This is a genomic window from Blastococcus goldschmidtiae (assembly GCF_031845325.1).
GTDB lineage: Bacteria > Actinomycetota > Actinomycetes > Mycobacteriales > Geodermatophilaceae > Blastococcus > Blastococcus goldschmidtiae.
The window spans coordinates 133,142-158,286 of sequence record NZ_JAVREI010000002.1 but is presented as its reverse complement, the minus strand read 5'-3'; the positions used below and the strand labels follow the sequence as shown (position 1 = coordinate 158,286).

The following is a 25,145-nucleotide window of genomic DNA, read 5'->3' as shown; positions in this document are numbered from 1 at the left end:
CGTTCGACCCCAACCACCTGCCGGCCGGCTGCGAGCCCGACGGCGATGATCGGAGCCACGTTGCACATCGGAGTGCCGCGCGAGACCCGCCCCCGCGAGACGCGGGTGGCCGCGACGCCGACGACGGTGACCCAGTTGGTGGGTCTCGGCTACGACGTCGTCGTCGAGTCCGGAGCTGGTGCGGGCAGCAGCTTCCCGGATCAGGCCTACGCCGCCGCAGGCGCGCGGATCGGCACCGCCGACGACGCCTGGCAGGCCGACGTCGTGCTGCGGGTGAACGCCCCGTCGGTCGAGGAGATCGGCCGGGTGCGGGACGGCGCGACGCTGGTCGGCCTGATCAGCCCGGCGTTCAACCCCGAGCTCGTCGACGCGCTCGCCGCCCGCCCGATCACCGTGCTGGCCATGGACGCCGTTCCGCGCATCTCCCGCGCGCAGTCCCTCGACGTGCTCAGCTCGATGGCCAACATCGCCGGTTACCGGGCCGTGGTCGAGGCCGCCCACGTGTTCGGCCGCTTCTTCACCGGCCAGGTCACCGCCGCGGGCAAGGTGCCGCCGGCCAAGGTGCTCGTGGCCGGCGCCGGCGTGGCCGGCCTGGCCGCCATCGGCGCCGCGAGCAGCCTGGGCGCGATCGTCCGCGCCACCGACGTGCGGCCCGAGGTCGCCGAGCAGGTGCGCTCCCTCGGCGGCGAGTACGTCGCCGTGCCGGCCGGCGAGCAGGAGGTCAGTGCCGACGGCTACGCCCGCGAGATGGGCGAGGACTTCAACCGCCGGGCCGCCGAGATGTACGCCGAGCAGGCGACCGACGTCGACATCATCATCACCACCGCGCTCATCCCGGGCCGGCCCGCGCCGCGGCTGATCACCGAGGAGATGGTCGCCTCCATGCGGTCGGGCTCGGTGATCGTGGACATGGCAGCGGCCCAGGGCGGCAACGTCGCGGGCTCGGTGCCCGACGAGATCGTCCTGACGCCGAACGGGGTGTCGATCATCGGGTACACCGACCTCCCGGCCCGGCTGCCGGCGCAGGCCTCGCAGCTCTACGGCACCAACCTGGTCAACCTGCTCAAGCTGCTCACCCCCGGCAAGGACGGCTCGCTGGTCCTGGACATGGACGACGTCGTGCAGCGCGCGATCACCGTCGTCCACGCCGGTGAGAAGACGTGGCCACCACCGCCGGTCCAGGTCTCCGCCGCGCCACCGGCCCCGCCGGGTCCGCCCGCCGGGGCGACGGCGGCCGCTCCCGCGGTGCCGGAGAAGACCCCTGCCCCGGGTCGGCGGTTCGCCCTCGTGGGCGCTGCCGCCGCCGCGTTGTTCCTGCTCACCGCATTCTCCCCGAACGAGCTCGTCCAGCACTTCACCGTGTTCGCGCTCGCCGTGGTGGTCGGCTTCTACGTCATCAGCGGTGTGCACCACGCGCTGCACACGCCGCTGATGAGCGTCACCAACGCCATCTCCGGGATCATCGTCGTCGGCGCCCTGCTGCAGATCGGGCACGACGACGCCCTGGTGACCGCGCTGGCGTTCGTGGCGATCCTCGTCGCGAGCATCAACGTCTTCGGCGGCTTCGCCGTCACCCGCCGCATGCTGAGCATGTTCTCGCGCGGCCCGAGCGCTACCGCTCGCCCGACCCTCCCGGCCGCCCGATGACCGCCACCGGCGCCGCCTCCGCGGCCTACATCGTCGCCGCGCTGCTGTTCATCCTCAGCCTGGCCGGGCTCTCGAAGCACGAGACGGCCAAGGCCGGCAACGCCTACGGGATGGCCGGCATGGTCATCGCGCTGGTCGCCACCATCGGGCTCGCCTTCGACCACGGCATCTCCGGCACGGGGACCGTCCTGCTCGTCGTGGCCGTCGTCATCGGGGCCGCGATCGGCCTGTGGCGGGCGGCCAAGGTCGAGATGACCGGCATGCCCGAGCTGATCGCCCTGCTGCACAGCTTCGTCGGCCTCGCCGCCGTGCTGGTCGGCTGGAACGGTTACCTCACGGTCGAGGCCGATCCGGACAACCAGACCGAGGTGTCCTCCGACCTGCTGGGCATCCACTCCGGCGAGGTGGCGATCGGCGTCTTCATCGGCGCGGTCACCTTCACCGGCTCGATCGTGGCGTTCCTCAAGCTCTCGGCCCGCATCAAGAGCAACCCCCTCGTGCTGCCGGGCAAGAACTGGCTGAACCTGGGCGCTCTCGCCGCCTTCGTGGCGCTGACCGTCGTGTTCGTGGTGGAGCCGAACCTGCCGGTGCTGGCCGTGCTCACCGTGATCGCGCTGGCCCTGGGCTGGCACCTGGTGGCCTCGATCGGCGGCGGCGACATGCCGGTCGTCGTCTCGATGCTCAACAGCTACTCGGGCTGGGCCGCGGCCGCGGCCGGCTTCCTGCTCGGCAACGACCTGCTGATCATCACCGGTGCCCTGGTGGGCGCCTCCGGTGCGTACCTGTCCTACATCATGTGCAAGGCCATGAACCGCTCGTTCATCTCGGTCATCGCCGGCGGTTTCGGCAACGAGGGCAGCGCGGCCGCCTCCGACGTCGACTACGGCGAGCACGTCGAGATCTCCGCCGAGGACACCGCGGAACTGCTGCGCGACGCCACGTCGGTGGTCATCACGCCGGGCTACGGCATGGCCGTGGCGCAGGCCCAGAGCGCGGTGGCCGAGCTGACCCGCAAGCTCACCGAGCGCGGCGTCGACGTGCGCTTCGGCATCCACCCGGTGGCCGGGCGGCTGCCGGGGCACATGAACGTGCTGCTCGCCGAGGCGAAGGTCCCCTACGACGTCGTCCTGGAGATGGACGAGATCAACGACGACCTGGCCGCCACCTCGGTCGTCCTGGTCATCGGCGCGAACGACACGGTGAACCCGTCCGCCGCCGAAGACCCCGCCAGCCCGATCGCCGGCATGCCGGTGCTCCGGGTGTGGGAGGCCGAGCGCGTCGTGGTGTTCAAGCGGTCGATGAACACCGGCTACGCCGGCGTGCAGAACCCGCTGTTCTTCCGGGACAACAGCCGGATGCTGTTCGGGGACGCCCGCGAACGCGTGGAGGACATCCTCCGGGCGCTCTGAGCGACGGAGGCGTGGGTCACCACCCCTGTTGCTCGGGCCCCCGGAGGCATACGGTCGGTACATGCGCGCACACGGATCGGTGACCGAACCTCCGGCCGCGCACTCCGCCGACCACCTCTGCTGGGTCCACGACGACGACGAGCCGTTCGGTGACGCCGTCCGGGCGTTCCTCGCCGGAGGGCTCGTCCGCGGTGAGCGGCTGCTGTGCGTCGGGGACCGGGCCATCGCCGCGCTGGAGGACCCGTCGGGCTCCCTCGGCGACGTCGCCGCCCTGCTCGCCGGCGGTGCGCTGGAGACGATGACGGTTGCCGAGGTCTCCGCCGCCGCCGGCGCCCTGGGCGCCGACCCGCAGCGCGCCTTCTACGACGCGGCCACCCGGAGGGCGCTCGACGACGGCTACCGGGGCCTGCGCGTGGTCGCCGAGGTGACCGAGCTCGCGGCCGACCCGGGCCTGATCGAGGAGCTGGTGCGCTGGGAGCACGCCGCCGACGAGTTCATCGCCTCCGGTTCGGGGATGTCGGCGATGTGCGCCTACCGCGGCGACCTCCCGCCGGCCACGCTCGGCGCCGTGCTCGCCGTCCACCCCCTGCGGCACGGACCCGACCAGCTGAGTCCCTTCCGGCTGTTCTTCGACGACGACCGCCTCGTGCTGACCGGCAGCGTCGACACCTTCAGCGCCGATCGGCTCGCCACGCTGCTGGCCGGGACGCCGGCGGGGAACACCGCCCTGCTCGACCTGAGCGGTCTCGAGTTCATCGACGTCGCCGGGTGCCGGGCGCTGGCCGGCTGGGCGGGCGAGCTGCAGGCCCGCTGCGTCCCGCTCGAGGTCCGCGGCGCCTCTCCCCTGCTGCAGCGGGTGTGGCACATCCTCGGTCTCCACGACGTCGCACCGGTCACCTTCACCGACCCGCGCGGATGACGCCGCCGGCTGCGTTCGCGACCGCGCCGGCCGGCTTCGAGCACGAGGCGCTGTTCTACCGCGACGACGAGACCTTCCTCGCCGGTGTGCTGCCGTTCGTCCGGGACGGGCTGACCCGGGGCGAGCAGGTGGTCGTCGCCGAGCCACCGGGGCGCCTGGAGCTGCTGCGCGACGCCGTGGGCGCCGCCGCCCCGGTGCGCTGGCTGGACATGGCCGCGTTGGGCGGGAACCCGGCCCGCATCATCGGCGCCTGGCGGACGGTGCTGGACGAGACCACCGCTGCCGGGCGCGGCCTGCGCGGCGTCGGTGAACCGGCCTGGCCCGGCCGCCGGGACGCGGAGTACGCCGAGTGCCGGCTGCACGAGCTGCTGCTCAACACCGCCTTCGACGACGGACCCGCCTGGCGCCTGCTGTGCCCCTACGACCAGACCCACCTGCCCCGCGCCGTCCGCACCGGCGCGCTGCAGTCCCACCCGCTCGTCTCCACCCACGAGCACCGCCGGCCCAGCACCGCCTTCTCCCGCGAATCCGCGGCGGCCACCTTCGCCACACCGCTGCACCAGCCGAGCGAGGGCGTCCTGCGCGGCATCTACGGCGCCGGCGACGCCCGCGCGACCAGGCGCACCGTGGTGACGTTCGCCCGCTCCTGCGGCCTGTCCGCCGAGCAGGCGCAGGCCCTCGAGCTCGCCGCCTCGGAGCTGGTCGCCAACTCCGTCCGCCACGGCGGGGGCAGCGGCACGGTCGCGATGTGGCGCACCGACGAGGCCGCGATCGTGGAGTTCAGCGACGGGGGGCACATCAGCGACCCGCTCGTCGGGCGGCGGGTCCCGCCGCCGGAGCAGGTGAGCGGGCGGGGCCTCCACCTGGTCAACGAGCTCTGCGACCTGGTACAGCTGCGCTCGTGTCCACGCGGGACGACGGTGCGCATCACGACCTGGCGCTGAGGCCCCGCGGGCGCCTCCCCGGGGCGGCACGTGCGTCCGGCGAAGGCCCCGCCCGGCGGCCGCCGGGTATATTGGTCGCGCGTCAGACAGCCGGCGCCCGGAGGAATCCCTCCAGTGGACGAGCCCGCCCAGGGAGTCCCGCCGAGACCGACCGGGCCGCTGGCCCGGTCGACCCGCACGGAGGCACGTGAACACCCCCGACGCCGGCGCGCCGGACGCCGTCGCCGTCCAGTCGGCCCTGGCCGACCTGGGCCGCATCTCTCTCGCCGAGCACTCCCTCGAATCCGTCGTCCGGACCGTCACCGAGCTGACGGCCCGGGTCCTTCCCGAGGCGCCGATCGCATCCGTGACCGTCCTGCGCGGCGCCCAGCCGACCACCGTGGCGGCCAGCGGAGAACTCGCCCTCGACCTGGACCACGAGCAGTACCGCCTCGGCTCCGGGCCCTGCCTGAGCGCCGCCGCCACCGGGCGCCCGTCGGAGATCGCCGACACGCGGCAGGACCGCCAGTGGCCCGACTTCGCCGCGATCGCGGCGGAGGCGGGCTGCGACAGCATGCTGTCCGTCCCGCTGCCCGTGCACGAGCAGGTGTCCGGAGCGCTGAACGTCTACGCCCGGAAGCTCACCGCCGCCGATCAGCGGACCTGGGACCTGCTGAGCCGGTTCGCCGCCTACGCCGTCGTGCCGGTGTCGAACGCCTACCTCTACGCGGCGGCGGTCCAGCGGGCCGAGCACCTGGAGGCGGCGCTGGACACCCGCGGCGTCATCGACCAGGCCAAGGGGATCCTGATGGAGCGGTTCAAGCTCACCCCGGAGGCGGCGTTCCAGGCCCTGACGCGCGTGTCGATGGAGACCAACACCAAGGTGCGCGACGTCGCCGCGCGTTTCGTGGCCACCGGGGAACTGCTCGCCGACTGATCAGCGGTCCGGGTCCGGCCCCGGCTCCTCGGGGCTCCCGCCGTCCCGCCGCACCAGGTCGCCCACCGCTTCCTCGAGCCGGGCCCAGGTGCCGCTCCACTCGACCAGCGGCTCGAGGATCCGCTCGAAGACCGCGAGCTGCTGGTCGAAGGCATCCAGCTGGGCGCGCATGCCGGCGATCCCGGCCCGCTGTGCGGCGACCATGTCCGCGACCGCCCGCAGCTGGGCGGCCGACATGGCCCCCGGCGGGCTCGGCAGCGCGGGGATGGACAGCTTGGTGGGCATGGACCCGGCGACGGTCCGGGCCCGGTCGGTGAAGCCCCGGAGCTGCTGCACGAACTCCTCGACGGACCGGCCCACGAGGCCGCCCGGTGGCATGCCCCGTTCGGGTCCTGGTCGTTCCTCGGTCATGACCGGACGCTATGCCGGTGTGCGCCCCGGGGCGAGCGGGGCCGGCGCGCCCGGCGGTGGCGGCACGGTCCGGCACCCCCGGGCCGAGCCGTCCCAGGCCCGGTGCGGAGGTCGTCCCGGCCGCGACGGCCGTCGTCGACGGCCTGGCGGCGGCGGGGGTCACCTCCACGCTCGAGCACTTCCCGGGACCGGGCCGGGTGCGCGGGAACACCGACGACACCGCGGACGTCGTCGATGACGTCACGACGGCCGGGACGACCAGGTGACCGCGTTCACGGAGACGCTGTCCCGGACCGAGGGGCACCCGATGGTGATGACGTCGTCGGCGACCTACAGCCGGATCGACCCGGCCTCCCGGGCGGCCTTCTCGCCGGTGGTCATCGGCGACGTGCTGCGCGGGGAGGTGGCTTTCTCCGGCCCGGTCATCTCCGACGACCTGGGCAGCGCGGTCGCGGTGACGAACGTCCCGGTCGGCGAGCGGGCGGTGCGCTTCCTCGCCGCGGGCGGGACCCTCGTGCTGACCGTCGCCCCCGCCACCTTCCCGGCCATGCTGGAGGCGGTGCTGGCCCGGGACGCGGCCGACCCGGCGTTCGCAGCGGTCGTCGACTCCGCCGTGCGCACCGCGCTGCTCGCCAAGGCCGAGGCCGGGCTGCTCGGCTGAGCCCGGCACGCACGGAGCCGCCGAGATCACGAGATCTCGGCGGCTCCGGGGCGTCGACGTACCGGGATCACGCGATCCCGGCCGGGGGGGCTCAGCTCAGTACCAGCCCTTGGCCTGCGAGTGCGACCAGGCGCCGCAGGGCGAGCCGAAGCGGTTGTTGATGTAGATCAGCCCGGCGTCGATCTGGCGGTAGCCGTCGGAGGTCTTCGCGATGCCGGTGCCGGCCCAGGTGCTGTCCAGGAACTGCGCGATCCCGTAGGCGGTGCTGCGCGGGTTCTGCGCATTGGGGTTCCAGCCGCTCTCCTTGCCCCAGAGCTTCTCCAGGCAGGAGAACTGGGAGCTGTTGCCGCCGAGCTTCTGCAGGGCGTAGCTCTGGTAGGAGCCCGACGGCGCGGCGGGTGCCGCCGGACGCGCGGCCGCGCGGGGCGCCGGGGCGGCCGCGCGGGGCGCCGGGGCGGCCGCGCGGGCGGCGCGGGCTGCCTCCGCGGCCCGGGCTGCCTCCGCGGCGCGGGCTGCCTCCGCGGCCCGGGCTGCCTCCGCGGCGCGGGCTGCCTCCGCGGCCCGGGCTGCCTCCGCGGCCCGGGCTGCCTCCGCGGCCCGGGCTGCCTCCGCGGCGCGGGCAGCCTCCACCCGGGCCGCCTCCTCGGCCGCGAGCCGGGCGGCCTCCTCGGCCGCGCGGCGGTCGTGCTCGGCCTGCTCGGCGGCCATCTGGTTCAGTGCAGCGGCTGTCTGCTCGGCGTCCCGCGCGCTCCGGCTGGCGGCCAGCTTCTCCAGCGGTGCGACGACGTCGGTGTCCAGGGCGGGCGCCGACTCCGCCGTGATGCCGAGCTGCTGGGCGACGCTCATCGACTCGGTCTGCGCGACGGCCTGCGCCTCGGGCTCACCGGCCGAGAGGACGCCGACCATGACGGCGCCGGCGGTGGCCACGCCGACGAGGGCGGCGGACCGGCGCGCACCGAGGGGCGGGCGGTTGCGGAGACGTGCGTTCACCGTGGTGCGGAGGTTCATGAGGAGGTTCTGCTCCGGGGGTCAGGGCGCAGCAGAGCAGCCGCCCTCCAGGGGCGGCGAGAGCCTGCGGCTGTCCAGTTCTTCCGTGAGCCGCCTACCGGGTTAGCTGACGGGTTCGGGCGGGAAGCAGCCCTACCCCACCCCGGACTGGAGGTCCGGGGCCGGGATTCACCCCAGTACTTCGGTGGGTCCCCGGCTCGCCCCTCGGGACGATTCGGCGGCGCCCGGCGCGGAACCCTCGGGTGAGGGAGCCGCCGGCCGGACCGGGCCAACGTAACGGCTGTTATCGGTTCGTGACAACGCCGTGACCGTATTTCTTGGCGTGACGCATCTCCCGTCCGCGCGGCCGGGAGGGCTCACGGCAGCCGCCACACCGTCGTCCGGCGGACGCGCGCGGGCCCGCCTTCGGTGTCGACGACGTCGTGGACGGCCGCCTCGACCAGCCGGTGGTGCGGCAGGTACGGCCGTCCGGGGTCACCGATCAGCACCTCGGCGCCGGTGGCCCGAACGGCGTCCAGGAACGGCAGCACCCGGTCGGTCATGATCCGGTCGTAGCAGACGTCACCGGCCAGGACGACGTCGACCGACGGCGGCCCCTCTCCCAGCAGATCGCCCACCGGCTCGATCCCGGCCACGCCGTTGAGCGCCGCGTTCTCCGGGATGGCGGCCAGCCCGAAGGGGTCGATCTCGCTGGCCACGACCCGCGTCGCGCCGGCCATGACCGCCGCGACGGCGACCAGCCCGCTGCCGGCGCCCAGGTCCAGCACCGACCGGCCCGCGACGAGCTCCGGGTGGTCGAGCACGTAGCGGGCCAGCGCCTGCCCACCGGGCCAGGCCGCAGCCCAGAACGGCGGCTCCTGCGCGGTCCGGCCCTGCTCGACGGCCATCGCCTCCCACAGCGCGACGACGTCGGCGGCGACCAGCAGCTGCACCTCGGGCACCAGCGAGGGCCGGACCGGACGGGTGTGGGCGCGGATGAACTGGGCGGGCACGGTCACCCGGTCAGTCTCGCGCGGCCGTCCCGCCCATGTCGGAGGAGCTCTGGCCGGAGGAGCTCTGGCCGGAGGAGCTCTGGCCGGAGGAGCCCCGGGCGGCGATGCCCCGGGCGACCAGCCGCCAGTAGCTGCCCGGCCGCAGCCGCACGAGCGCGTCGGGCACCCGCGCGCTGAGGCCGATGAGCAGCCGGGGACGGCGCTTCTCGATGGCGGCCACGATCTGGGCTGCCGCCTTCTCCGGTGGGATGCGCAGCAGCCGGGCCATCTGCGCACGGCCCTCCGCCACCTCGGCGGGATCCACCCCGGAACCCAGGCGCGCGCTCTCGGCGATCCGCGTCCGGATGCCGCCCGGGTGGACCACGGTGACGCCCACCTCGTCGTCGGCGAGCTCGTGCCGCAGCGACTCGCTGAAGCCGCGCACGGCGAACTTGCTGGCGGCGTAGGCGGCCTGGCCGGGCGGGGCGAAGATGCCGAAGATGCTGGAGACGTTGACCAGGTGCGCACCGGGATGCGCCTTGAGCGTGGGCAGCAGCGCCGCGGTCAGCCGCACCACGGCACGGAAGTTGATCGCCAGCACCCAGTCGAACTCCTCGAGGGTGACCTGGTCGAAGCGGCCACCCAGGGCGACGCCGGCGTTGTTCACCAGCAGCGTCGTCCCCGGGTGGGCGGTCTCCAGCGCGGTCCCCAGGGCGTCGGTGGCCGCGTCGTCGGCGAGGTCGACGACGTAGGTGTCGACCTCGAGCTGAGGATGAGCTTCGCGGATGCGGTCGGCGACACCCGTCAGCCGGTCGCCGTCCCGGTCGACCAGCACCAGGGCGCTCCCCCGGTCGGCGAGCTGGACGGCGAGCGCCTCGCCGATGCCGCTGGCGGCGCCGGTGACGACGGCGGTGCCGCCGGCGAACTCGTAGGCGCGCATCAGGCGGCCACCCGCTCGGCGCGGGTCGGCGCGGCGCTGAAGGTGATGCCCTCGTCCTCGAGCGGACCCCGGCGCATCATCCGGACGTCCCGGATGTAGTTCTGGTGCAGCTTCCACGGCGTGCGGCTGCCCTGCTTGGGCAGCTGGGCCAGGCTGCGCTGCACGTAGCCGGCGGCCAGGTCGAGGAAGGGCAGGTCGGCGCCCTCGGGCGGCGCGACCGGCGTGGAGACGGCGAGCCCGCGCGCGTCCATGTGCTGCAGCAGCCGGCACACGTAGCGGTTGATCAGGTCGGCCTTGAGCGTCCACGAGGCGTTCGTGTAGCCGATGACCATCGAGAAGTTCGGGACGCCGGAGAGCATCATCCCCTTGTAGGAGACGGTCTCGGAGACGTCGACGGGCGTGCCGTCGAGGCTGAGCGTCATCCCGCCCATGGCCAGCAGGTTCAGGCCTGTCGCGCTGACGATCACGTCGGCGTCGAGGTGCTCGCCGGATTCCAGCTCGATGCCGGTCTCGGTGAAGGTCGCGATGCGGCCGGTGACCATCGAGGCCGCGCCCTCGCGCAGGGTGCGGAACAGGTCGCCGTCCGGGACGAGGCACAGCCGCTGGTCCCACGGGTCGTAGGGCGGGTTGAAGTGCGTGTCGACGTCGACGCCGGCGGGCAGCTGCTTCTCGGTGAGCCGGCGGATCAGCTTCCGGACGCCGTCGGGCCAGCGCCGGCTGGCCTGGAACAGCGCGGTGGTGGTCAGCACGTTCTTCCACCGCACGATCGGATAGGCGACCTTCGCCGGCAGCCTGCGGCGCAGGAGCTCGGCCAGCGGGTCGGTGCCGGGCAGCGACATGATGTAGCTCGGCGTGCGCTGCAGCATCGTCACGTGCGCGGCGTCGTCGGCCAGGTTGGGCACCAGGGTCACGGCCGTGGCGCCGCTGCCGATGACGACGATCCGCTTGCCGGTGGCGTCGAAGTCCTCGGGCCAGTGCTGCGGGTGGACGATCTCCCCGGTGAACCGCTGCTCGCCGGCGAACTCCGGGCGGAAGCCCTCGTCGTAGCGGTAGTAGCCGGAGCACACCGACAGCCACGAGCAGGTGAGCTGCACCGTCTCGCCGGTGTCGGTGCGGCGAGCGGTGACCGTCCACCGCGCCTCGGCGCTCGACCAGTCGGCCGAGAGCACCTGGTGGTGGAACCGGATCCTCTCCTCGACGCCGTACTCGCGGGCGGTGTCCTGGATGTACCCCCGGATGGACGCGCCGTCGGCGATGGCCTTGGCGCCGGTCCAGGGCCGGAAGGCGTAGCCGAGGGTGAACATGTCGGAGTCGGAGCGGATGCCCGGGTAGCGGAACAGGTCCCACGTGCCGCCGATGGCGCCGCGGGACTCCAGCACCGCGTAGCTCTTGTCCGGGCACTCGACCTGCAGGTGGCAGGCGGCGCCGATGCCGGACAGCCCGCCGCCGATGACGAGGACGTCCACGTGCTCGGGACTCATGTCCACACTCCAGGTAACGGGCCGGCCGAGGCGGCTCTGAGGGTTCGGCGGTGCCGCGGAACGCTGCACCGCCGACGCTATCGACACCCTGTCGAACGAGTCAACAGGGTGTCGAGCTACGGCGCGTTCGCCGGTACTCTTCCTGCATGTCCGACGGCGCCGCTCCACCGCCGGTGGCGGGGCGCGGCCGTCGTCCCCCGCGCGCCGGCGGGGACGACCGGGAGCTGGCGATCCTCGCCACGGCCGAGCGGCTGCTCGAGGAGCGCACCCTGGGCGCCATCTCGGTCGACGACCTGGCGCGGGGCGCGGGCATCTCCCGGCCCACCTTCTACTTCTACTTCCCGTCGAAGGACGCCGTCCTGCTCACCCTGCTCGACCGGGTGGCCGCCGAGGCCGACGCGACCATGGGCGCGGTGTTCGACACCCCGGCCGCGGGGCCGCGGGAAGCCTGGCAGCGGGCACTGGCCGCGTACCACGAGACGTTCCGCAGGCACCGCGCCCTCACCGTCGCATGGGCGGAGGCGCGCTCGACCAGCGAGGCCGTGCGCACGCTCTGGGGCGAGGTCTTCGAGCGCTGGGTGCAGCGCTGCGCGACGGCGATCGAGGCCGAGCGCGCCCGCGGCGCGGCTCCGGCGGGGCCGGCGGCCCGCGACCTGGCCATCGCGCTCACCTCGATGAACGAGCGCGTCATCTACGGATCGCTCAGCGGCGACGGGCCGGCCGTGGCCGACGCCGACGTCGTCCCGGTGCTGCTGCGGGTGTGGCTCGCCGCCGTCTACGGCGACGAGCCGCACTGACCCCTCAGGCCTCGACCGCGGCGTTCTCGCCGGTGACCGCCTCCAGCTCCTTGCCGCTGGCCCCGGTGCGGACGACGGTGACCGGGCACGGCGCGTGGTGCACCAGCTTGTCGCTGACCGAGCCGAGCAGCAGGCCGGTGAAGCCACCCCGCCCCCGGGCCCCCATGACCACCAGGCTGGCGTTCTCGGCGGCCTGCATCATCGCCTGCTCGGCCGGGCGGTGCGCCACGTGGCAGGTGACCCGCACCTCGGGAGCCAGTCCGGCCATCCCGACGTGCGCGGTCAGCTCGTCGTGGACCGCCTGCTCCCACTCGGGCAGCGGGGGGACGTACCCCGCCGTCCCGCTGGCCGGCTGCGGCGCCGTGGTCATCGACCAGGCGCGCACGACGTGGAGGTCGACATCAGCCCGTGCCGCGAGCTTGCCGGCCCAGATCAGCGCCTCCTGCGCGCACTTGGATCCGTCGTGCCCGACGACGATCCCGCCCTCGATCTCCACCGTCTTGGCGACCTCGCTCACCGCTGACCTCCTGTGCTCACTCCGACGACTGGACGCCGCACTCGCAGCAAGGCTCTCATTCCTGCACGACCGACGGGTCGCCCGGCGTGCCCGGCGCACAGGTTCAGGAGGACACGGGCACCGGCCGCCGCAGCAGCACCACGCCGTCGCCGGCGGCGCGCTGGCCGGGCGATGCGTCCATCGGCGCGGCGACCCGGACGTCGGCCGGGCCCGATGCGACCAGCTCGGCGTCGTACTCCCGGCCCTCGATCGCGACGTTGGGCTCGACCGCTTCGGGCACCGTCGCCGCGACCGCCTGCAGGGCCTCGCCGATGCGGCTGCTCAGCGCGCGCAGCGACCGGCGGGCCTGGTCGCGCTGACCGCGCAGGTCGGTCACCTGCGCCTGGAGCTCGGTCAGCCGCGCCTCGGCGGAGGCCGTGGCCTCCTCCCGCGCCCGGGTCGCCTCCTCGGTGATGCGCCGCCGCTCCCCGGCGGCCTCCGCGGCCAGCCGGTCCCGGTCCCGTGCCGCCTCGGCCGCCAGCCGGTCCCGCTCGTCGGCGGCTGCCCGCAGGAGCTCGGCGGCCTCCTCCCGGGCACGGTCGAGCATCGCCTGGGCCACGCCGCGCTGCTTGCGGGCGTGCTCGCGCAGCTCGTCGGCCGCGCGTACCGCCGTCTCCTTGATCTCGTGGGCCTTCCGCAGCCGGGCATCGGCCTCGCTGCGCGCCTCGGCGACCAGCTGCTCGGCCTCGCGCGCACCCGCGTCGATGAGCGCGGCGGCCTCCTCGGCGGCCAGCCGCAGCATCTCCTCCACGCGGTCGGACACCGGGAACACCACCCGCCCGCGCGGCGCGTCGGCCATCAGGCGGCGGGAGATCTCCAGCTCGGCCGAGCAGGCGCCGAACCGGCCCAGCAGGTCGTCGACCTGACGGCGCACGGTGCGCAGCTCCGACTCCGCCCAGGATACGTAGGTGTCGACCTCCACCGGGTCGTAGCCCCGCAGCCTGCTGCGGAACACCGGCGCGGAGCCGAGCATCGAGTCCAGCGCCCCGCTGTACGCGGGCACCGGCCTCCCGTCGGCCGCGCCGCCCTGCTCGCCGACCCCGATATCCGTCCGCACCGCCATCGCGCCGCCCCCTCGAGCCCAGGGCCCCCCCTGCCGCGGGCACCGGCCGGCGCCCGGGCGCGGGGCGGTCGCCCCCCACTGGTATCGATCCGGACAGTGCCAGAACTGCGGACGCCGGGCGGGGCGCCGTGACCGGACCGTGAACTGCCACCGGCGTAGTTCGACGCCGAGTGGCGAGTCGGTCACCCAGCGGAGTCGGTCCGTTCGCGGGTCGAGCGCGCGGGGAATGCCGATCCCGGTGGCGCGGTTCGGTCCGGTAGTTGTATTCTCAACCACCCTGGGGGCGGTCATGCAGTTCGGCATCTTCACGGTCAGCGACCTCACGCAGGACCCGACCACCGGTCGCACGCCGACCGAGCGCGAGCGCATCAAGGCGGTCCTCGCGATCGCGCAGAAGGCCGAGGAGGTGGGCCTGGACGTCTTCGCGCTGGGCGAGCACCACAACCCGCCGTTCTTCTCCTCCTCCCCCACCACGACGCTGGCGCACATCGCGGCCCGGACGTCCACGCTGCAGTTGTCGACCGCGACCACGCTGATCACCACCAACGACCCGGTGAAGATCGCCGAGGACTACGCGATGCTCCAGCACCTGGCCGACGGCCGGGTCGACCTGATGATGGGTCGCGGCAACACCGGCCCGGTGTACCCGTGGTTCGGGCAGGACATCCGCAACGGCATCGAGCTCGCCGTCGAGAACTACGCCCTGCTGCGCCGCCTCTGGACCGAGGAGGTCGTCGACTGGCAGGGCAAGTACCGCACCCCCCTCCAGGGCTTCACCTCGACGCCGCGCCCGCTGGACGGCGTCGCACCGTTCGTGTGGCACGGCTCGATCCGGTCTCCGCAGATCGCCGAGCAGGCCGCCTACTACGGCGACGGCTTCTTCTCCAACCACATCTTCTGGCCGCCGGAGCACACCCAGCGGATGGTCGAGTTCTACCGCCGCCGCTACGCGCACTACGGCCACGGCAGCGCCGACCAGGCCATCGTCGGCCTCGGCGGGCAGGTGTTCATGCGCCGCAACAGCCAGGACGCCGTGCGGGAGTTCCGGCCCTACTTCGACAACGCGCCGGTCTACGGCCACGGCCCCTCGCTCGAGGAGTTCTCCGCCGAGACGCCGCTGACGGTGGGCAGCCCGCAGCAGGTCATCGAGCGCACTCTCGGCTTCCGCGACTACGTCGGTGACTACCAGCGCCAGCTGTTCCTCATCGACCACGCCGGACTGCCGCTGAAGACCGTGCTCGAGCAGCTGGACCTGCTCGGCGAGGAGGTCGTGCCGGTCCTCCGCCGGGAGTTCGCCGCCCTCAAGCCGGCGCACGTGCCGGAGGCGCCCACCCACGCCGCCCGGGTCGCGGCCGCGGGCGGACCCACGGATTCCACCGTCCACGCCGACGGCGACTCCGTGACCGGGCGGGCGCCGGGCGAGCGCCGCGAGGAGGTCGAGATCCGATGAGCACGCAGGGCGGGAGCACCAGGACCATCGCCGTCGTCAGCGCCGGGCTGAGCACCCCCAGCTCGACCCGGCTCCTGGCCGACCGGCTCACCGCGGCCACCGTCACGGCGCTCGGCGACCGCGGCGTGCCCGCGACCGTCGAGGTCGTCGAGCTCCGGGCGCACGCCCGCGACCTGGCCGACGACCTGCTCACCGGCTTCGCCAACGAGCCGCTGCGCGCCGCCGTCGACACCGTCGTCGGCGCCGACGCGGTCATCGCCGTGACGCCGATCTTCTCGGCCTCCTACAGCGGCCTGTTCAAGACCTTCTTCGACGTGCTGGACACCGACGCCCTCGTGGGGACGCCGGTTCTCATGGGTGCCACGGCGGGCACCGCCCGGCACTCCCTGGCCCTGGAGCACGCCCTGCGCCCGCTGTTCGCCTACCTGCGGGCCACCGTCGTGCCGACGGCCGTCTTCGCCGCGTCGGAGGACTGGGCCGGGGGCGACCGGGCCGGCGCGGACGGCGCCGGCAGCCCGCTCGCCGACCGCGTGACCCGCGCCGCCGGCGAGCTCGCCGACCTGGTGGCCGGTCGACCGCCCGCCGCGCCGGCGGATCCCTTCGCCGACCCCACGACGTCCTTCGAGGACCTGCTGCGCGGTGGCGGCACCTGAGCCGGGCCTGACCCTCCACCTGAGGGCGAGGGTCAGCCGACGGCGTCCTCGGAGGGCGGCGCGCTGCCGCCCTGTGGTGCCTCTCCGGTCATGAGCGCGGCGATCGCGGCGCGGTCGGCGGCCGAGGGCATCCCCCAGCCCGGCTCGTAGCCGTACACCTCGTGCAGCGGCGTGGACGCCGTCCGCCCGGTGAGCACCTCCACCGATCCGGCGTCGATCAGCCCCGGGTGCTCGACGCCGCACGCGCCGGCGACCTTGAGCAGGTCCCGGCGCAGGGTCTGGATGTACCCGGCGGTCCGGACCGACTTCAGCTCCGGGTCCAGCCCTCGGGTGAGCCAGGCGTTCTGCGTGGCGACGCCGGTCGGGCACGTGTCGGTGTGGCACTTCTGGGCCTGGATGCAGCCGATGGCCAGCATCGCCTCGCGGCCCACGTTGACCATGTCGCAGCCCAGCGCGAAGGCGACGGTCGCGTTGTCCACCAGCCCCAGCTTGCCCGCCCCCACGAAGACGACGTCGTCGGTCAGCCCCTTGCGGGCGAAGGTGCTGTAGACGCGGGCGAAGCCGAGCTGGAAGGGCAGCGAGACCGAATCGGTGAAGATCAGGGGTGCCGCGCCGGTGCCGCCCTCTCCCCCGTCGATCGTCACGAAGTCGACCCCGCGATCGGTCGCCGCCATCCGGTCGGTGAGCTCCTCCCAGAAGGCCATGTCGCCGACCGCGGACTTGATCCCGACCGGCAGCCCCGTCTCGTCGGCCAGCAGCTCGACCCAGTCCAGCAGGCTGTCGACGTCGGAGAACTCGGCGTGCCGGGACGGGCTGATGCAGTCCTCGCCCTCGGGCACGCCGCGGGTCGCGGCGATCTCGGCGGAGACCTTCGCCGCCGGCAGCACGCCGCCCAGTCCCGGCTTGGCGCCCTGGCTGAGCTTGATCTCCAGAGCGCGCACCGGCGCACCGGCGACGAGGGCCTTGAGCCGGTCCAGGTCGAAGCGGCCCCGTTCGTCGCGGCAGCCGAAGTACGCCGTGCCGAGCTGGAAGATCAGTTCGCCGCCGTGCCGGTGGTGCGGCGACAGACCGCCCTCGCCGGAGTTGTGCAGGCAGCCGGCCAGTGCGGCGCCGCGGTTGAGCGCCTCGACCGCGGCGCCGGAGAGCGAGCCGTAGCTCATGGCCGAGATGTTCACGACCGACCCGGGCCGGAAGGCGTGCCGGCGCCCGCGGGCCGCGCCGAGCACCTTGGCGGCAGGCAGGTCGGCGCCGCGCCCGGCGTGCACGTCCGTCGCCGGCACGGCCCGGCCGAAGGTCCGGTGGTTGATGACCGGATAGCCGGCGGTGTACTCGAGGTCGTTGTCCGTGCCGAACCCGAAGTAGTTGTTCTCGCCCTTGGCCGAGGCGTAGACCCAGCGCCGCTGGTCGCGGGTGAAGGGGCGCTCCTCGTTGTTGCCGGCCACCAGGTACTGCCGCAGCTCGGGGCCGATCGACTCCAGCAGGTACCGCGCCCGCCCGATCACCGGGTAGTTGCGGAGCAGCGAGTGCTCGCGCTGCAGCAGGTCACGGGCGGCAACCGCCGCGAGGGCGGACAGGCCGGCAGCGGCAGCACGCTTCATGGACGGATTGTTCACCCGGTGGCGTGCCCCCGCCGGATGACGTAGCGCCGCGCCTGCCAGTGGGACTCCGGCTCGGCGACGGCGACGGCGTCGACGACAGCCCCGCCGTGCATCGCGACGAGCTCGGCCACCTTCTTCTCCGACACCCCGGTCATCCTCATCGGCGCCGGGTAACCGAGCAGCCGTCGCTGGGCCCAGCGGATCACCGGGGCCGGCGCCGCGCGCCAGACGAAGCCCCGGAACGACCAGGTCGGTCGGGTCGTGCAGTGCACCCAGGCCACGCCGCCGGGACGCAGCACCCGCAGGAACTCGGTCAGGTAGGTCTCGAGCGCCTCGGGCGGGAGGTGCTGCAGGACCCGCTCGGTGAAGACCAGGTCGAAGGACGCGTCCGGGAAGGCCCGCAGGTCCGGATGCTGGTTCAGCACGAACGTGACCCGGCCACTGCTGCGGTCGAAGCTGCGCGCCTTGTCCAGCATCGGCGGCGACACGTCCACCCCCACGACCTCGGCGGCGTGCTCGGCCAACGCCTGACTCAGCCGGCCGGTGCCGCACCCGAAGTCGAGGACGCGATCCCACGTCGCGGGCAACCCGAGTGCGGACAGCTGCTTGCGCGCGCTCGCGACGTCATCGCGGCCGAGTTGGAGGAAGGCATCGGTGTCCCAGCGCCCGCCCCGCTTGCCCTCGGCGACGAGCACGGCCCACAGCGGGTCCTCGCCCCCCAGGGTGATCCAGTCCTTGCGCACCTGCTCGAAACTCATCGCACCGCCGCTGTCGTGACCCCTCGGGAGGCGGACGGTACCGGACGGGAGCCATCGGGCTCCGTGTGGCTCCGGTCGCAGTGCTGGTCAGGGGTACGCCGAACCACCCCGGAGGCGGGCACGCACCGCGGTGGCCAGCGGCGCGAGGACGACGCCGTCGCGCGCCAGCCGCGCCCGCAGTTCGCGCCGGTGCCGCAGGACGCCGGCCAGCCCGATGGCCCAGAAGACGTACTGGACGGCGAAGGCCGCCCGGAAGGCGCTGAGCTCGTAGTCGGCCGAGGCGCCCGGCGTGAGCAGGTCGAGCACGGCACCGATCCCGAGGATGGTCAGCAGCGACGCGACGAAGCCACCCACGTTCACCACGCCGCTGGCGCTGCCCATCCGCTCGGCGGGGTTCTCCGTGCGGGCGTAGTCGAAGCCGATCATCGAGCCCGGACCGTTCGTGCCCAGCACGACGACGAGCGCGACGAGCAGGGGCAGCGGCGCGCGCCCCGGCCACAGCAGCACGACGGTCCACGTGGTCGCGGTGGCCCCCAGGATCGAGAACACCAGGATCGACCGGCGCAACGGCCAGCGCCCGCACAACCGGCCGAGCAGCGGACCGACCGCCATGCCCACGAGGACGAGCAGGGTGAGCAGGCCCGCCGCCGTCCCCGGTGAGAGTCCCTGGCCCACCACCAGGAACGGGTAGCCCCACAGCAGCGCGAAGACCGTGCCGGAGAACTGCGTGACCAGGTGCGTGTAGAGCCCGATGCGCGTGCCCGGTTCCCGCCAGGTGTCCACCAGCGTGCGGCGCAGCTCCGCCAGGCCCACGGCAGGGGCGCGGACCGTGCCACCGGGTGCGTCCCGCAACGCGACGGACACCAGGACCGCGACGAGCAGGCCGGTGGCCGCGGCGCCCAGGAAGGTCGCCTCCCACGAGGTGCCGTGCAGCAGCGCCACCAGTGGATAGGCCGCGAGCACCGAGCCCAACTGGCCGAGGATGCCGGTGAGCTGGGTGAGCAGCGGGATCACCGGCCCGGCGAACCAGAACGAGACCACGCGCAACACGCTGATGAAGGTCATCGCGTCCCCGGCGCCGACCAGCACCCGGGCCGCCACCGCGGTGGGCACGTCTCCGGCCAGCGCGAGCACCAGCTGCCCGGCGGCCATCGTGACGGCACCGGCGAGGATCAGCCGCCGCGACCCGAACCGGTCCAGCGCCACGCCCACCGGGATCTGGAGGCCCGCGTACACGGCCAGCTGGAGGACGAGGAACAGCGAGACCGCCGAGGCGCCGGCGGAGAACCGCTCCTGGGCGTCGACGGCGGCCACGCCGAGGGACGCCCGGTGGAAGACGGCGACGACGTAGGACAACAGGGCCACGCCCCAGACCGCGTAGGCGCGGGCAGGCGTGGCCGAGGTCATGACTGTCCTGACACCGGACACGGCGCCGATCTTCCGGCGCCGGCGGTGACGTCGCTCACCGGGCCGGCCCGGCGGCCTGCCGTCAGGGGCGGGGGACCTCGGTGAACAGGATCCGCCCCAGCTGGGGGAACTTGACGAGCTCCTCGAGGCCGGTGGTGTTCCGCGACACCGAGACCAGCAGGCGCCCCGAGGGCGTCTGGATGTCGGGATGGGCCAGTGGGGTGTACTGGAGGTTCCCGGAGTCCTGACCGCTCGGCGAGCGGCCCACCTCGGCCGCCGTCCAGGGCCCGTAGGGCTGGTCGGAGGTCCACATGGTGATCTCGTCGGCGAGGTCGCCACCGCGCTTGGAGATCGCGGTCCACGTGCCGTCCACGAGGTCGACCGACAGGGTCTGCGAGGTCCCGTCGACCGCACCCATGATCGGCACGACCCGGCCTGCGTCCGGCTGCCACTCCGAGCCGTCCCAGTACATCATCGCCGCCGGGTTCGCCGGCTCGTCGGCCGGCACGCGCGAGACGTACAGCTCCCGGCCGTAGACGCTGGCCTCGCCGGTCTGACGGGTGCCGTAGAGGTACAGCCAGTCCCCGTCGACCGCGGCCGCGGCGCCCCAGTTGATCTGGTCGAAGGACACGCTGTCCGGCGTCAGGTGCTGCATGCTCGCCAGCCGGGGCACTCCGTCGGCCCCCACCTCGAGGACGGCCACCGACGTGCCGCGGAACATGAAGTCCCACTGCCGCTCCCCGCGCTGGATGCGCGAGAGGTAGACGGCGACGACGTCCCGCACGTCCTCGCCGTGGGCCTCGGTCGGCTCCAGCCTGACCAGCGACATGGGCCAGTGGCTCAGCTCGCCCGGGTCCCGCGGGAAGACCGCTCCGAGGTCGTCGGTCACCAGCTGGGACATGCATGTCCCGGACGTGACCACCACGGCGTTGTCGATCAGCTGCGGCCGCGTCGGCCTCTTGCGCAAGGTGTCCCCGAAGACCCAGAGGACGCGTCCGTCGCTCAGCACGGCGCTCGCGCCGACGTCGGCCGCCTGCCAGAACGGGAGGTCGGAATCGGTGACCATCTGGTTGAGCTGGTCGGCCGACAGCACGGGGGTCTGCTGCTCGGGCGCCGGGCAGCTCGGCTCCAGCCGGGCCGTGTCGGCGTCGCCGGCCGGCTCGACCTCCAGCAGCGGAGGCGCCTCCCGCCCCGGCTGGACGTCCGGCGCCGGCGCCTCGAGGCGGAGGCAGCCGGTCAGGACCAGACAGAGCGCCGGGACCACGGCGGCAGTTCGACGGAGCACACCCCGATGGTGCCTCATGGATGCCACCTCATCGGCCAGGCACCGCGGTCCCGGGCGATCCGCGGTGGCCCGGCAGCCGGCCGCGGGGCAGCTCGGGCAGGACCCCCGCCACGACCGCGGACACCGCCACGACGGCCAGGAGCTGGCGCGCCCCGCCCGTGCCGTCGGGATCGGCGAGCAGCAGGGCCCCGGCGACGAGGAGGGCTCCGGCCGCCACACCCCCGAGCACCGCGGGCGCCGTCCGTGGCAGGAACGAGCGCAGGAGCCACAGGCCCAGGAGCGCGGCCAGCCCGACCGGGCCGCCGACGAGTGCGGTGCCGAGCAGGGCCGCCCCGACGACGAAGCCGGTGAGGAGAGCCGCCGACAGGCCTGCGCCGAGCCGCGGGCCACGGCGGGTGCGTTCCCGCGACGGGCGCGCGGGGAGCACCGCCACCAGGACCAGCAGCAGCACCAGTCCGGCGCCGACGGCGAGCGCGGCGCGGTAGTACGGGCCGGGCCGGAAGTCCAGCTCCACCGTCCCCGCCGCCCCGGGCGGGAGGATGTAGCCCTGCTGCCATCCGTCGACGGCCACCGGGCCGAGGACCTCCCCGTCGAGGGTCGCCCGCCAGCCGGGGTTGGTGTTCTCGGGGATCACCAGCAACGTGGGCTCGCTGCGGGCGCCGACCTGCACCGCGCGGTGCTCGGCCTCCCACGCGGTGGTCTCGGCCGCCTCCCGGTCCCCGCGGTCGGTGTCCGCGGGCCACCCGACCCGCAGCAGGGTGGCCGAATCGATGCTCAGGGCATCGCTGCTCCGGGCCAGCAGACGGTGCTCACCGGCCGGTAGCCGGAGGGTCGGCACGGCGTCGCAGAACTCCAGCGCGAGCTGGTCCTGCGACTCCAGCTGGCGCAGGGTCGTCCGGACCGTGGTCAGCAGCACCGCACCGTCGACCCGCACCTCGGGCCCGGCGCCGCACTCGAGGACGACGGGGGTGTCCGGCCCGGCGACGGGGTTGGGGCCGCCGATCTCCAGCTCGCTGACGCCCACGCCCAGCTGCTGCTCCCAGCGGGTGAAGGGATCGATGGACTCGACCTCCTCGGGCAGCAGGAACGTGACCGCCAACCGGTCGGTGACGACGGGGGCGAACCGGGCGGTGCCGTCCTCGGCGAGCCGCACGGTGCGCGGCAGACCACCGGGGGGATCGACGGTGACGGCGGTCGGCGTGGCAGCGGCCAGGCCCGGGGTCGTGACCACCCGGAGCGAGTCCACCGTGCGGGGCTCCGGCCAGGTGAGCTCCAGCGTGGGCCGGCGGTCGTCGCCTCCGGCCAGCCAGGACGTCGTCGGGTCACCGTCGACGGCCGCCACCGCACTGCCCCGCGGGTCGGCCACCGGCGCGCTGCTGGCCGCCACCTCCGGGGCACCCCGGATCTCGGTGAGCAGGTCGTCGAGCGCCGGTCCCGGGCGCGCCACCGCGGTCGCGAAGATCTCGTAGTCGAACCAGGTCGGCGTGTTGAACCCGCGGTCCAGCCACACCGCCTCCTCGGCTCCGTTGACCAGCCCGGGGGCGCACCGGGACACGTCCTCGGCGCCGGTCACGCAGCCCGGCCGGCCGCGCAGGGTGTCGAAGGCGAACGCCGTGACCGGCCCGGCGACCGGGGTGACCGCCGAGCGGTGCACGTTGAGCCCGGGGACCCGGACCTCCGCGAGCGAGAAGCCGGGGGCTCCCGGGGCGTCCGCCGGCGCGAGGGGGCTGATGGTCACCTGCGAGGCGAAGCCCTCCGGCAACGGCAGCGCCTGCTCCTCGCCGGTGTCGGCCACCGGCACGACGAGCTCTCCGGTGTCGGTGGTGATGCGCAGCTCGGCCGGTCGCGCCACGCCGGGCTCCTGGCCGAGGGACACGATGATCTCCCCGGCCGCGATCGGCCGTTCGGTCGTCAGCCGCCACCACGGGGGTTCGCCGCTCTCGTTCCACGGGGCGGGCCGCCAGGCGGTCAGCGGGTCGCCGTCCACGGCCGCCCAGGGCTGGGTGTCCACCCGGGCAGGGGTGAAGCCGTCGGGGTCCGAGGCCGAGCTGGACGCGGTCGGGGTGCCGCCCAGGTACTCGATCACGGTCTCCGCGGCACCGAGCGCCGGGATCACGTAGTCGCGCGCCGGGTTGTCCATCCGCAGCGGGTCCTCGTCGGACAACCCGCCGGACGTGGCCCCGATCAGCCGGCCGTAGTTGCGTTCGCGCCGGAGCAGCGCGTCGCTGACCATGGCCGGCTCCAGCGGGGCGCCGGGGGTGCCGGCCATCAGGGTGGGGCGTTCGGTGACCAGCCCGCGGTCCTCGAGCGCGAGGACCGCCTCGGGGCCCCCGTGCACGGTGACCACGGAGGACATCGGCGCCGTCCAGGCCTCCGGCACGACGTCGGCCACCGAGTACACCTCGATCGCCGGCGCCGGCTCGTCGAGCCCCGCGTCGGCGACGGTGCCGTCCCTGACGTCGTCCTCGGCCGACACCGGCCCGAAGGTGGCGACCGGGCGGATGCCGGGCGACTCCCGCAGCGCCTGGCGCACCAGGACCGCGCGGGTGGATCCCGCCGTGCCGGTGTCCAGGTCGTTGCGGAGCACCAGGTGGGAGATGCCGGCCCGGGCCAGGTACCTCGTCAGGCCCTCGGACCCCTCGCCCACCTCGAGCCTTGCCTCGATCGCGTCGAGCATGCGGATGTGGCCCTCGGGGGTCAGCGGGATGGCGTTGCGGACGTCCCACGGCGACTCGGCGAGCGCCTGCATCGGCTCGTCGATCGGCGTCCCCCACTCGTACTGGGGGAAGGACGACCCGGGGACCAGCAGGGCCCGCCCGCTGGGCTGCTGCGCGGCGAGGTAGTCCGCCGTCTCCTGCCAGTAGCCGGGGACGTCGGTGAAGCCGGTGGGCGGCGCGAGGCGGCCGGCCAGCGCCGGGGAGATCGAGGCCACCAGCGCCAGGACGAGCGCGACCAGCACCGCACGCGAGGCGACGGTTCCCGCGCCCCGCCGCCGGTTCCGGGGAGCCGATCGCTCGGACCGGGCGCGCTGCACCCGCCGGAGCGCGACACCACCGAGGTGCGCGAGGCCGAGGACCAGCGGCAGGCGGACGACCGGGTCCCACTTGTGCACGTTGCGCAGCGGGGCCAGCGGACCGTCCAGCCAGTCGTGCAGCTGCTCGGCCAGGACCCCCTGGACGCCGGCGAGGTGGCCCAGCGACACCAGGCCGACGCCGGCCAGGAGGCCGAGGACGAGCCAGGTGCGCTCGGGCATGTCGCGGCGGCAGAGCGCGGCCACCCCGGCCGCGGCCAGGACGACCGTGCCCGCGATCGGGACGATCTCGTGCACGAGGGCCCAGCCGGCCGGCCAGTTCGGACCCGAGGGGAAGGCCAGGGTCGCCAGCCAGTGCGTGGTCCCGCGCAGCACGCTGAGGACGTCGGTCGGACCGGTCGTGGCGTCGGCCGTCTCGATGTAGTACAGGAACGAGGAGCCGAACCGGCCCAGCAGCACCAGGGGGCCGGCCCACCAGGCGGTGGCCAGCCCGACTGCGACCACCCACCAGGCGATGAGCCGGCGCTTGAACGGCCCGGCGGGCCGGGTGAGCAGGTACAGGACCGCCAGCGGGAGGACGGCCGCGGTGGCGACCGCGTTGACACCGCCGACGCAGAAGACGGCCAGGCCCGACAGCGCCGCGGCCCGCCTCGCGGAGCCTCGCTGCGCCGCACCGACCAGCGGGATGAGCACCCACGGCGCGATCACCAGCGGCAGCGTCTCGATGGAGAGGGCCCCGACCGCGCTGACCATGCGCGGGGAGAGCGCGTAGGCGATCCCGGCCACCAGCGCCGTCGCCGGCGTCCCGACGCGCAGCCGCCGGGCCAGGATCACGATGCCGAGGAAGGCGACGCTCATCAGCGCCGCGAACCAGAGCCGCTGCACGATCCACGCCGGGATGCCGGCCAGCTGCCCGAGGGCGAAGAACGGCCCCATCGGGAAGAAGTAGCCGTAGGCCTGGTTCTGGATCTGGCCGGCTGCCCCCTCGGGCTCCCAGAGCGTGAGCGCCCGGCCGAGGAACGCCAGCGGGTCGACCACCAGGTCCGACTTCGTGTCGCCGAGGATCTCCCCCGGCGCCTGCAGCATCGCCAGCACCAGGAAGCCGGCGCAGACCAGCGCCAGCCGCCACCGCCGCAGGAACGTCCACACCCGCCCCGTCAGGGGCTCGCGCGGTCCCCCCGACGCGTCGTCCGCCGGTGACGGTGCGGCGGACGTGCCGGTGACCATCGTCGCCATGTGC

Annotated in this window: 22 protein-coding genes and 1 riboswitch; of the genes, 10 read left to right on the top strand and 12 right to left on the bottom strand. The window is 74.2% G+C overall.

What is annotated here, in order from left to right:
* The first annotated feature begins 45 nt into the window (after window positions 1–45).
* The 5 genes from RM425_RS05510 (at window position 46) to RM425_RS05490 (ending at window position 5,835) form a co-directional block, all read left to right on the top strand.
* Window positions 46–1,647 carry a Re/Si-specific NAD(P)(+) transhydrogenase subunit alpha gene (locus tag RM425_RS05510; RefSeq protein ID WP_311344177.1) on the top strand — a complete coding sequence of 534 codons (1,602 nt, stop codon included), beginning with the start codon at window positions 46–48 and terminating at the stop codon, window positions 1,645–1,647.
* Window positions 1,644–3,056 carry a Re/Si-specific NAD(P)(+) transhydrogenase subunit beta gene (gene pntB, locus RM425_RS05505; RefSeq protein ID WP_311344176.1) on the top strand — a complete coding sequence of 471 codons (1,413 nt, stop codon included), beginning with the start codon at window positions 1,644–1,646 and terminating at the stop codon, window positions 3,054–3,056. Before RM425_RS05510 ends, pntB begins: the two co-directional genes overlap by 4 nt.
* Window positions 3,057–3,117: 61 nt before the next feature.
* A complete protein-coding gene (locus RM425_RS05500) occupies window positions 3,118–3,975 on the top strand; it encodes an MEDS domain-containing protein (protein ID WP_311344175.1) in 858 nt (285 codons plus the stop codon).
* Window positions 3,972–4,919, top strand: a complete 948-nt coding sequence (locus RM425_RS05495) for a sensor histidine kinase (protein WP_311344174.1) — start codon at window positions 3,972–3,974, stop codon at window positions 4,917–4,919. Before RM425_RS05500 ends, RM425_RS05495 begins: the two co-directional genes overlap by 4 nt.
* A gap of 187 nt (window positions 4,920–5,106) precedes the next feature.
* Window positions 5,107–5,835, top strand: coding sequence for a GAF and ANTAR domain-containing protein (locus RM425_RS05490; protein ID WP_311344173.1), 729 nt, complete (start codon window positions 5,107–5,109; stop codon window positions 5,833–5,835).
* Here RM425_RS05490 and RM425_RS05485 read toward each other — a convergent pair whose 3' ends face one another.
* Window positions 5,836–6,246: a hypothetical protein gene (locus RM425_RS05485; protein ID WP_311344172.1), complete on the bottom strand. Its 411-nt coding sequence runs from the start codon at window positions 6,244–6,246 to the stop codon at window positions 5,836–5,838.
* A gap of 17 nt (window positions 6,247–6,263) precedes the next feature.
* Between RM425_RS05485 and RM425_RS05480 the strand changes: the two genes are divergently transcribed.
* Together RM425_RS05480 and RM425_RS05475 are read left to right on the top strand one after the other, a co-directional pair.
* A complete protein-coding gene (locus RM425_RS05480) occupies window positions 6,264–6,512 on the top strand; it encodes a hypothetical protein (protein WP_311344171.1) in 249 nt (82 codons plus the stop codon).
* Window positions 6,509–6,907, top strand: a complete 399-nt coding sequence (locus tag RM425_RS05475; protein WP_311344170.1) for a glycoside hydrolase family 3 N-terminal domain-containing protein — start codon at window positions 6,509–6,511, stop codon at window positions 6,905–6,907. The genes RM425_RS05480 and RM425_RS05475 overlap by 4 nt, the downstream gene beginning before the upstream one ends.
* A 96-nt stretch (window positions 6,908–7,003) precedes the next feature.
* Here the strand turns inward: RM425_RS05475 and RM425_RS05470 are convergent, their stop codons facing one another.
* The 4 genes from RM425_RS05470 to RM425_RS05455 all read right to left on the bottom strand — a co-directional run bounded on the left by RM425_RS05470 (window position 7,004) and on the right by RM425_RS05455 (window position 11,307).
* A complete protein-coding gene (locus RM425_RS05470; RefSeq protein ID WP_311344169.1) occupies window positions 7,004–7,915 on the bottom strand; it encodes an aggregation-promoting factor C-terminal-like domain-containing protein in 912 nt (303 codons plus the stop codon).
* A 76-nt stretch (window positions 7,916–7,991) separates the two neighbouring features.
* A riboswitch (cyclic di-AMP (ydaO/yuaA leader) is annotated at window positions 7,992–8,145 on the bottom strand.
* Between the two features lie 126 nt (window positions 8,146–8,271).
* Complete coding sequence (locus RM425_RS05465) at window positions 8,272–8,913, bottom strand: class I SAM-dependent methyltransferase (RefSeq protein WP_311344168.1); 642 nt, start codon at window positions 8,911–8,913, stop codon at window positions 8,272–8,274.
* A gap of 4 nt (window positions 8,914–8,917) precedes the next feature.
* The gene (locus RM425_RS05460) at window positions 8,918–9,826 is read right to left on the bottom strand and encodes an SDR family NAD(P)-dependent oxidoreductase (protein ID WP_311344167.1); all 909 of its coding nucleotides are present in this window, start codon (window positions 9,824–9,826) and stop codon (window positions 8,918–8,920) included.
* Entirely contained in the window at window positions 9,826–11,307 is a 1,482-nt protein-coding gene (locus RM425_RS05455; RefSeq protein ID WP_311344166.1) for a flavin-containing monooxygenase, read from the bottom strand. The genes RM425_RS05460 and RM425_RS05455 overlap by 1 nt, the downstream gene beginning before the upstream one ends.
* A 146-nt stretch (window positions 11,308–11,453) precedes the next feature.
* Between RM425_RS05455 and RM425_RS05450 the strand changes: the two genes are divergently transcribed.
* Window positions 11,454–12,104 (top strand): TetR/AcrR family transcriptional regulator, encoded by a 651-nt coding sequence (locus RM425_RS05450; protein ID WP_311344165.1) that lies wholly within the window; start codon window positions 11,454–11,456, stop codon window positions 12,102–12,104.
* 4 nt (window positions 12,105–12,108) lie between these two features.
* On the opposite strand, the gene RM425_RS05445 is transcribed toward RM425_RS05450, so the two are convergent.
* Window positions 12,109–12,621, bottom strand: a complete 513-nt coding sequence (locus RM425_RS05445) for a universal stress protein (RefSeq protein WP_311344164.1) — start codon at window positions 12,619–12,621, stop codon at window positions 12,109–12,111.
* 103 nt (window positions 12,622–12,724) lie between these two features.
* The gene (locus tag RM425_RS05440) at window positions 12,725–13,663 is read right to left on the bottom strand and encodes a hypothetical protein (protein WP_311344163.1); all 939 of its coding nucleotides are present in this window, start codon (window positions 13,661–13,663) and stop codon (window positions 12,725–12,727) included.
* A gap of 349 nt (window positions 13,664–14,012) precedes the next feature.
* Here RM425_RS05440 and RM425_RS05435 point away from each other — a divergent pair, with 349 nt between their 5' ends.
* Window positions 14,013–15,173 carry an LLM class flavin-dependent oxidoreductase gene (locus RM425_RS05435; RefSeq protein WP_311344162.1) on the top strand — a complete coding sequence of 387 codons (1,161 nt, stop codon included), beginning with the start codon at window positions 14,013–14,015 and terminating at the stop codon, window positions 15,171–15,173.
* A complete protein-coding gene (locus RM425_RS05430; RefSeq protein WP_311344161.1) occupies window positions 15,170–15,826 on the top strand; it encodes an FMN reductase in 657 nt (218 codons plus the stop codon). The genes RM425_RS05435 and RM425_RS05430 overlap by 4 nt, the downstream gene beginning before the upstream one ends.
* 32 nt (window positions 15,827–15,858) lie before the next feature.
* Here RM425_RS05430 and RM425_RS05425 read toward each other — a convergent pair whose 3' ends face one another.
* The 5 genes from RM425_RS05425 to RM425_RS05405 all read right to left on the bottom strand — a co-directional run bounded on the left by RM425_RS05425 (window position 15,859) and on the right by RM425_RS05405 (window position 25,141).
* Entirely contained in the window at window positions 15,859–17,424 is a 1,566-nt protein-coding gene (locus tag RM425_RS05425) for an FMN-binding glutamate synthase family protein (protein WP_311344160.1), read from the bottom strand.
* A gap of 11 nt (window positions 17,425–17,435) precedes the next feature.
* The gene (locus RM425_RS05420) at window positions 17,436–18,182 is read right to left on the bottom strand and encodes a class I SAM-dependent methyltransferase (RefSeq protein WP_311344159.1); all 747 of its coding nucleotides are present in this window, start codon (window positions 18,180–18,182) and stop codon (window positions 17,436–17,438) included.
* A gap of 87 nt (window positions 18,183–18,269) precedes the next feature.
* Entirely contained in the window at window positions 18,270–19,589 is a 1,320-nt protein-coding gene (locus tag RM425_RS05415; RefSeq protein ID WP_311344158.1) for an MFS transporter, read from the bottom strand.
* An 82-nt stretch (window positions 19,590–19,671) separates the two neighbouring features.
* Complete coding sequence (locus RM425_RS05410; RefSeq protein WP_311344157.1) at window positions 19,672–20,874, bottom strand: DUF4185 domain-containing protein; 1,203 nt, start codon at window positions 20,872–20,874, stop codon at window positions 19,672–19,674.
* A gap of 28 nt (window positions 20,875–20,902) precedes the next feature.
* The gene (locus RM425_RS05405) at window positions 20,903–25,141 is read right to left on the bottom strand and encodes an alpha-(1->3)-arabinofuranosyltransferase (RefSeq protein WP_311344156.1); all 4,239 of its coding nucleotides are present in this window, start codon (window positions 25,139–25,141) and stop codon (window positions 20,903–20,905) included.
* Window positions 25,142–25,145: the final 4 nt, after the last annotated feature.

Coding starts and splice junctions, on each gene's coding strand:
- RM425_RS05510 (WP_311344177.1), top strand. CDS start 46: ATGATCGGAGCCACGTTGCACATCGGAGTGCCGCGCGAGACCCGCCCC.
- RM425_RS05415 (WP_311344158.1), bottom strand. CDS start 19,589: ATGACCTCGGCCACGCCTGCCCGCGCCTACGCGGTCTGGGGCGTGGCC.
- RM425_RS05500 (WP_311344175.1), top strand. CDS start 3,118: ATGCGCGCACACGGATCGGTGACCGAACCTCCGGCCGCGCACTCCGCC.
- RM425_RS05430 (WP_311344161.1), top strand. CDS start 15,170: ATGAGCACGCAGGGCGGGAGCACCAGGACCATCGCCGTCGTCAGCGCC.
- RM425_RS05420 (WP_311344159.1), bottom strand. CDS start 18,182: ATGAGTTTCGAGCAGGTGCGCAAGGACTGGATCACCCTGGGGGGCGAG.
- pntB (WP_311344176.1), top strand. CDS start 1,644: ATGACCGCCACCGGCGCCGCCTCCGCGGCCTACATCGTCGCCGCGCTG.
- RM425_RS05425 (WP_311344160.1), bottom strand. CDS start 17,424: ATGAAGCGTGCTGCCGCTGCCGGCCTGTCCGCCCTCGCGGCGGTTGCC.
- RM425_RS05495 (WP_311344174.1), top strand. CDS start 3,972: ATGACGCCGCCGGCTGCGTTCGCGACCGCGCCGGCCGGCTTCGAGCAC.
- RM425_RS05450 (WP_311344165.1), top strand. CDS start 11,454: ATGTCCGACGGCGCCGCTCCACCGCCGGTGGCGGGGCGCGGCCGTCGT.
- RM425_RS05435 (WP_311344162.1), top strand. CDS start 14,013: ATGCAGTTCGGCATCTTCACGGTCAGCGACCTCACGCAGGACCCGACC.
- RM425_RS05470 (WP_311344169.1), bottom strand. CDS start 7,915: ATGAACCTCCGCACCACGGTGAACGCACGTCTCCGCAACCGCCCGCCC.
- RM425_RS05455 (WP_311344166.1), bottom strand. CDS start 11,307: ATGAGTCCCGAGCACGTGGACGTCCTCGTCATCGGCGGCGGGCTGTCC.
- RM425_RS05405 (WP_311344156.1), bottom strand. CDS start 25,141: ATGGCGACGATGGTCACCGGCACGTCCGCCGCACCGTCACCGGCGGAC.
- RM425_RS05485 (WP_311344172.1), bottom strand. CDS start 6,246: ATGACCGAGGAACGACCAGGACCCGAACGGGGCATGCCACCGGGCGGC.
- RM425_RS05460 (WP_311344167.1), bottom strand. CDS start 9,826: ATGCGCGCCTACGAGTTCGCCGGCGGCACCGCCGTCGTCACCGGCGCC.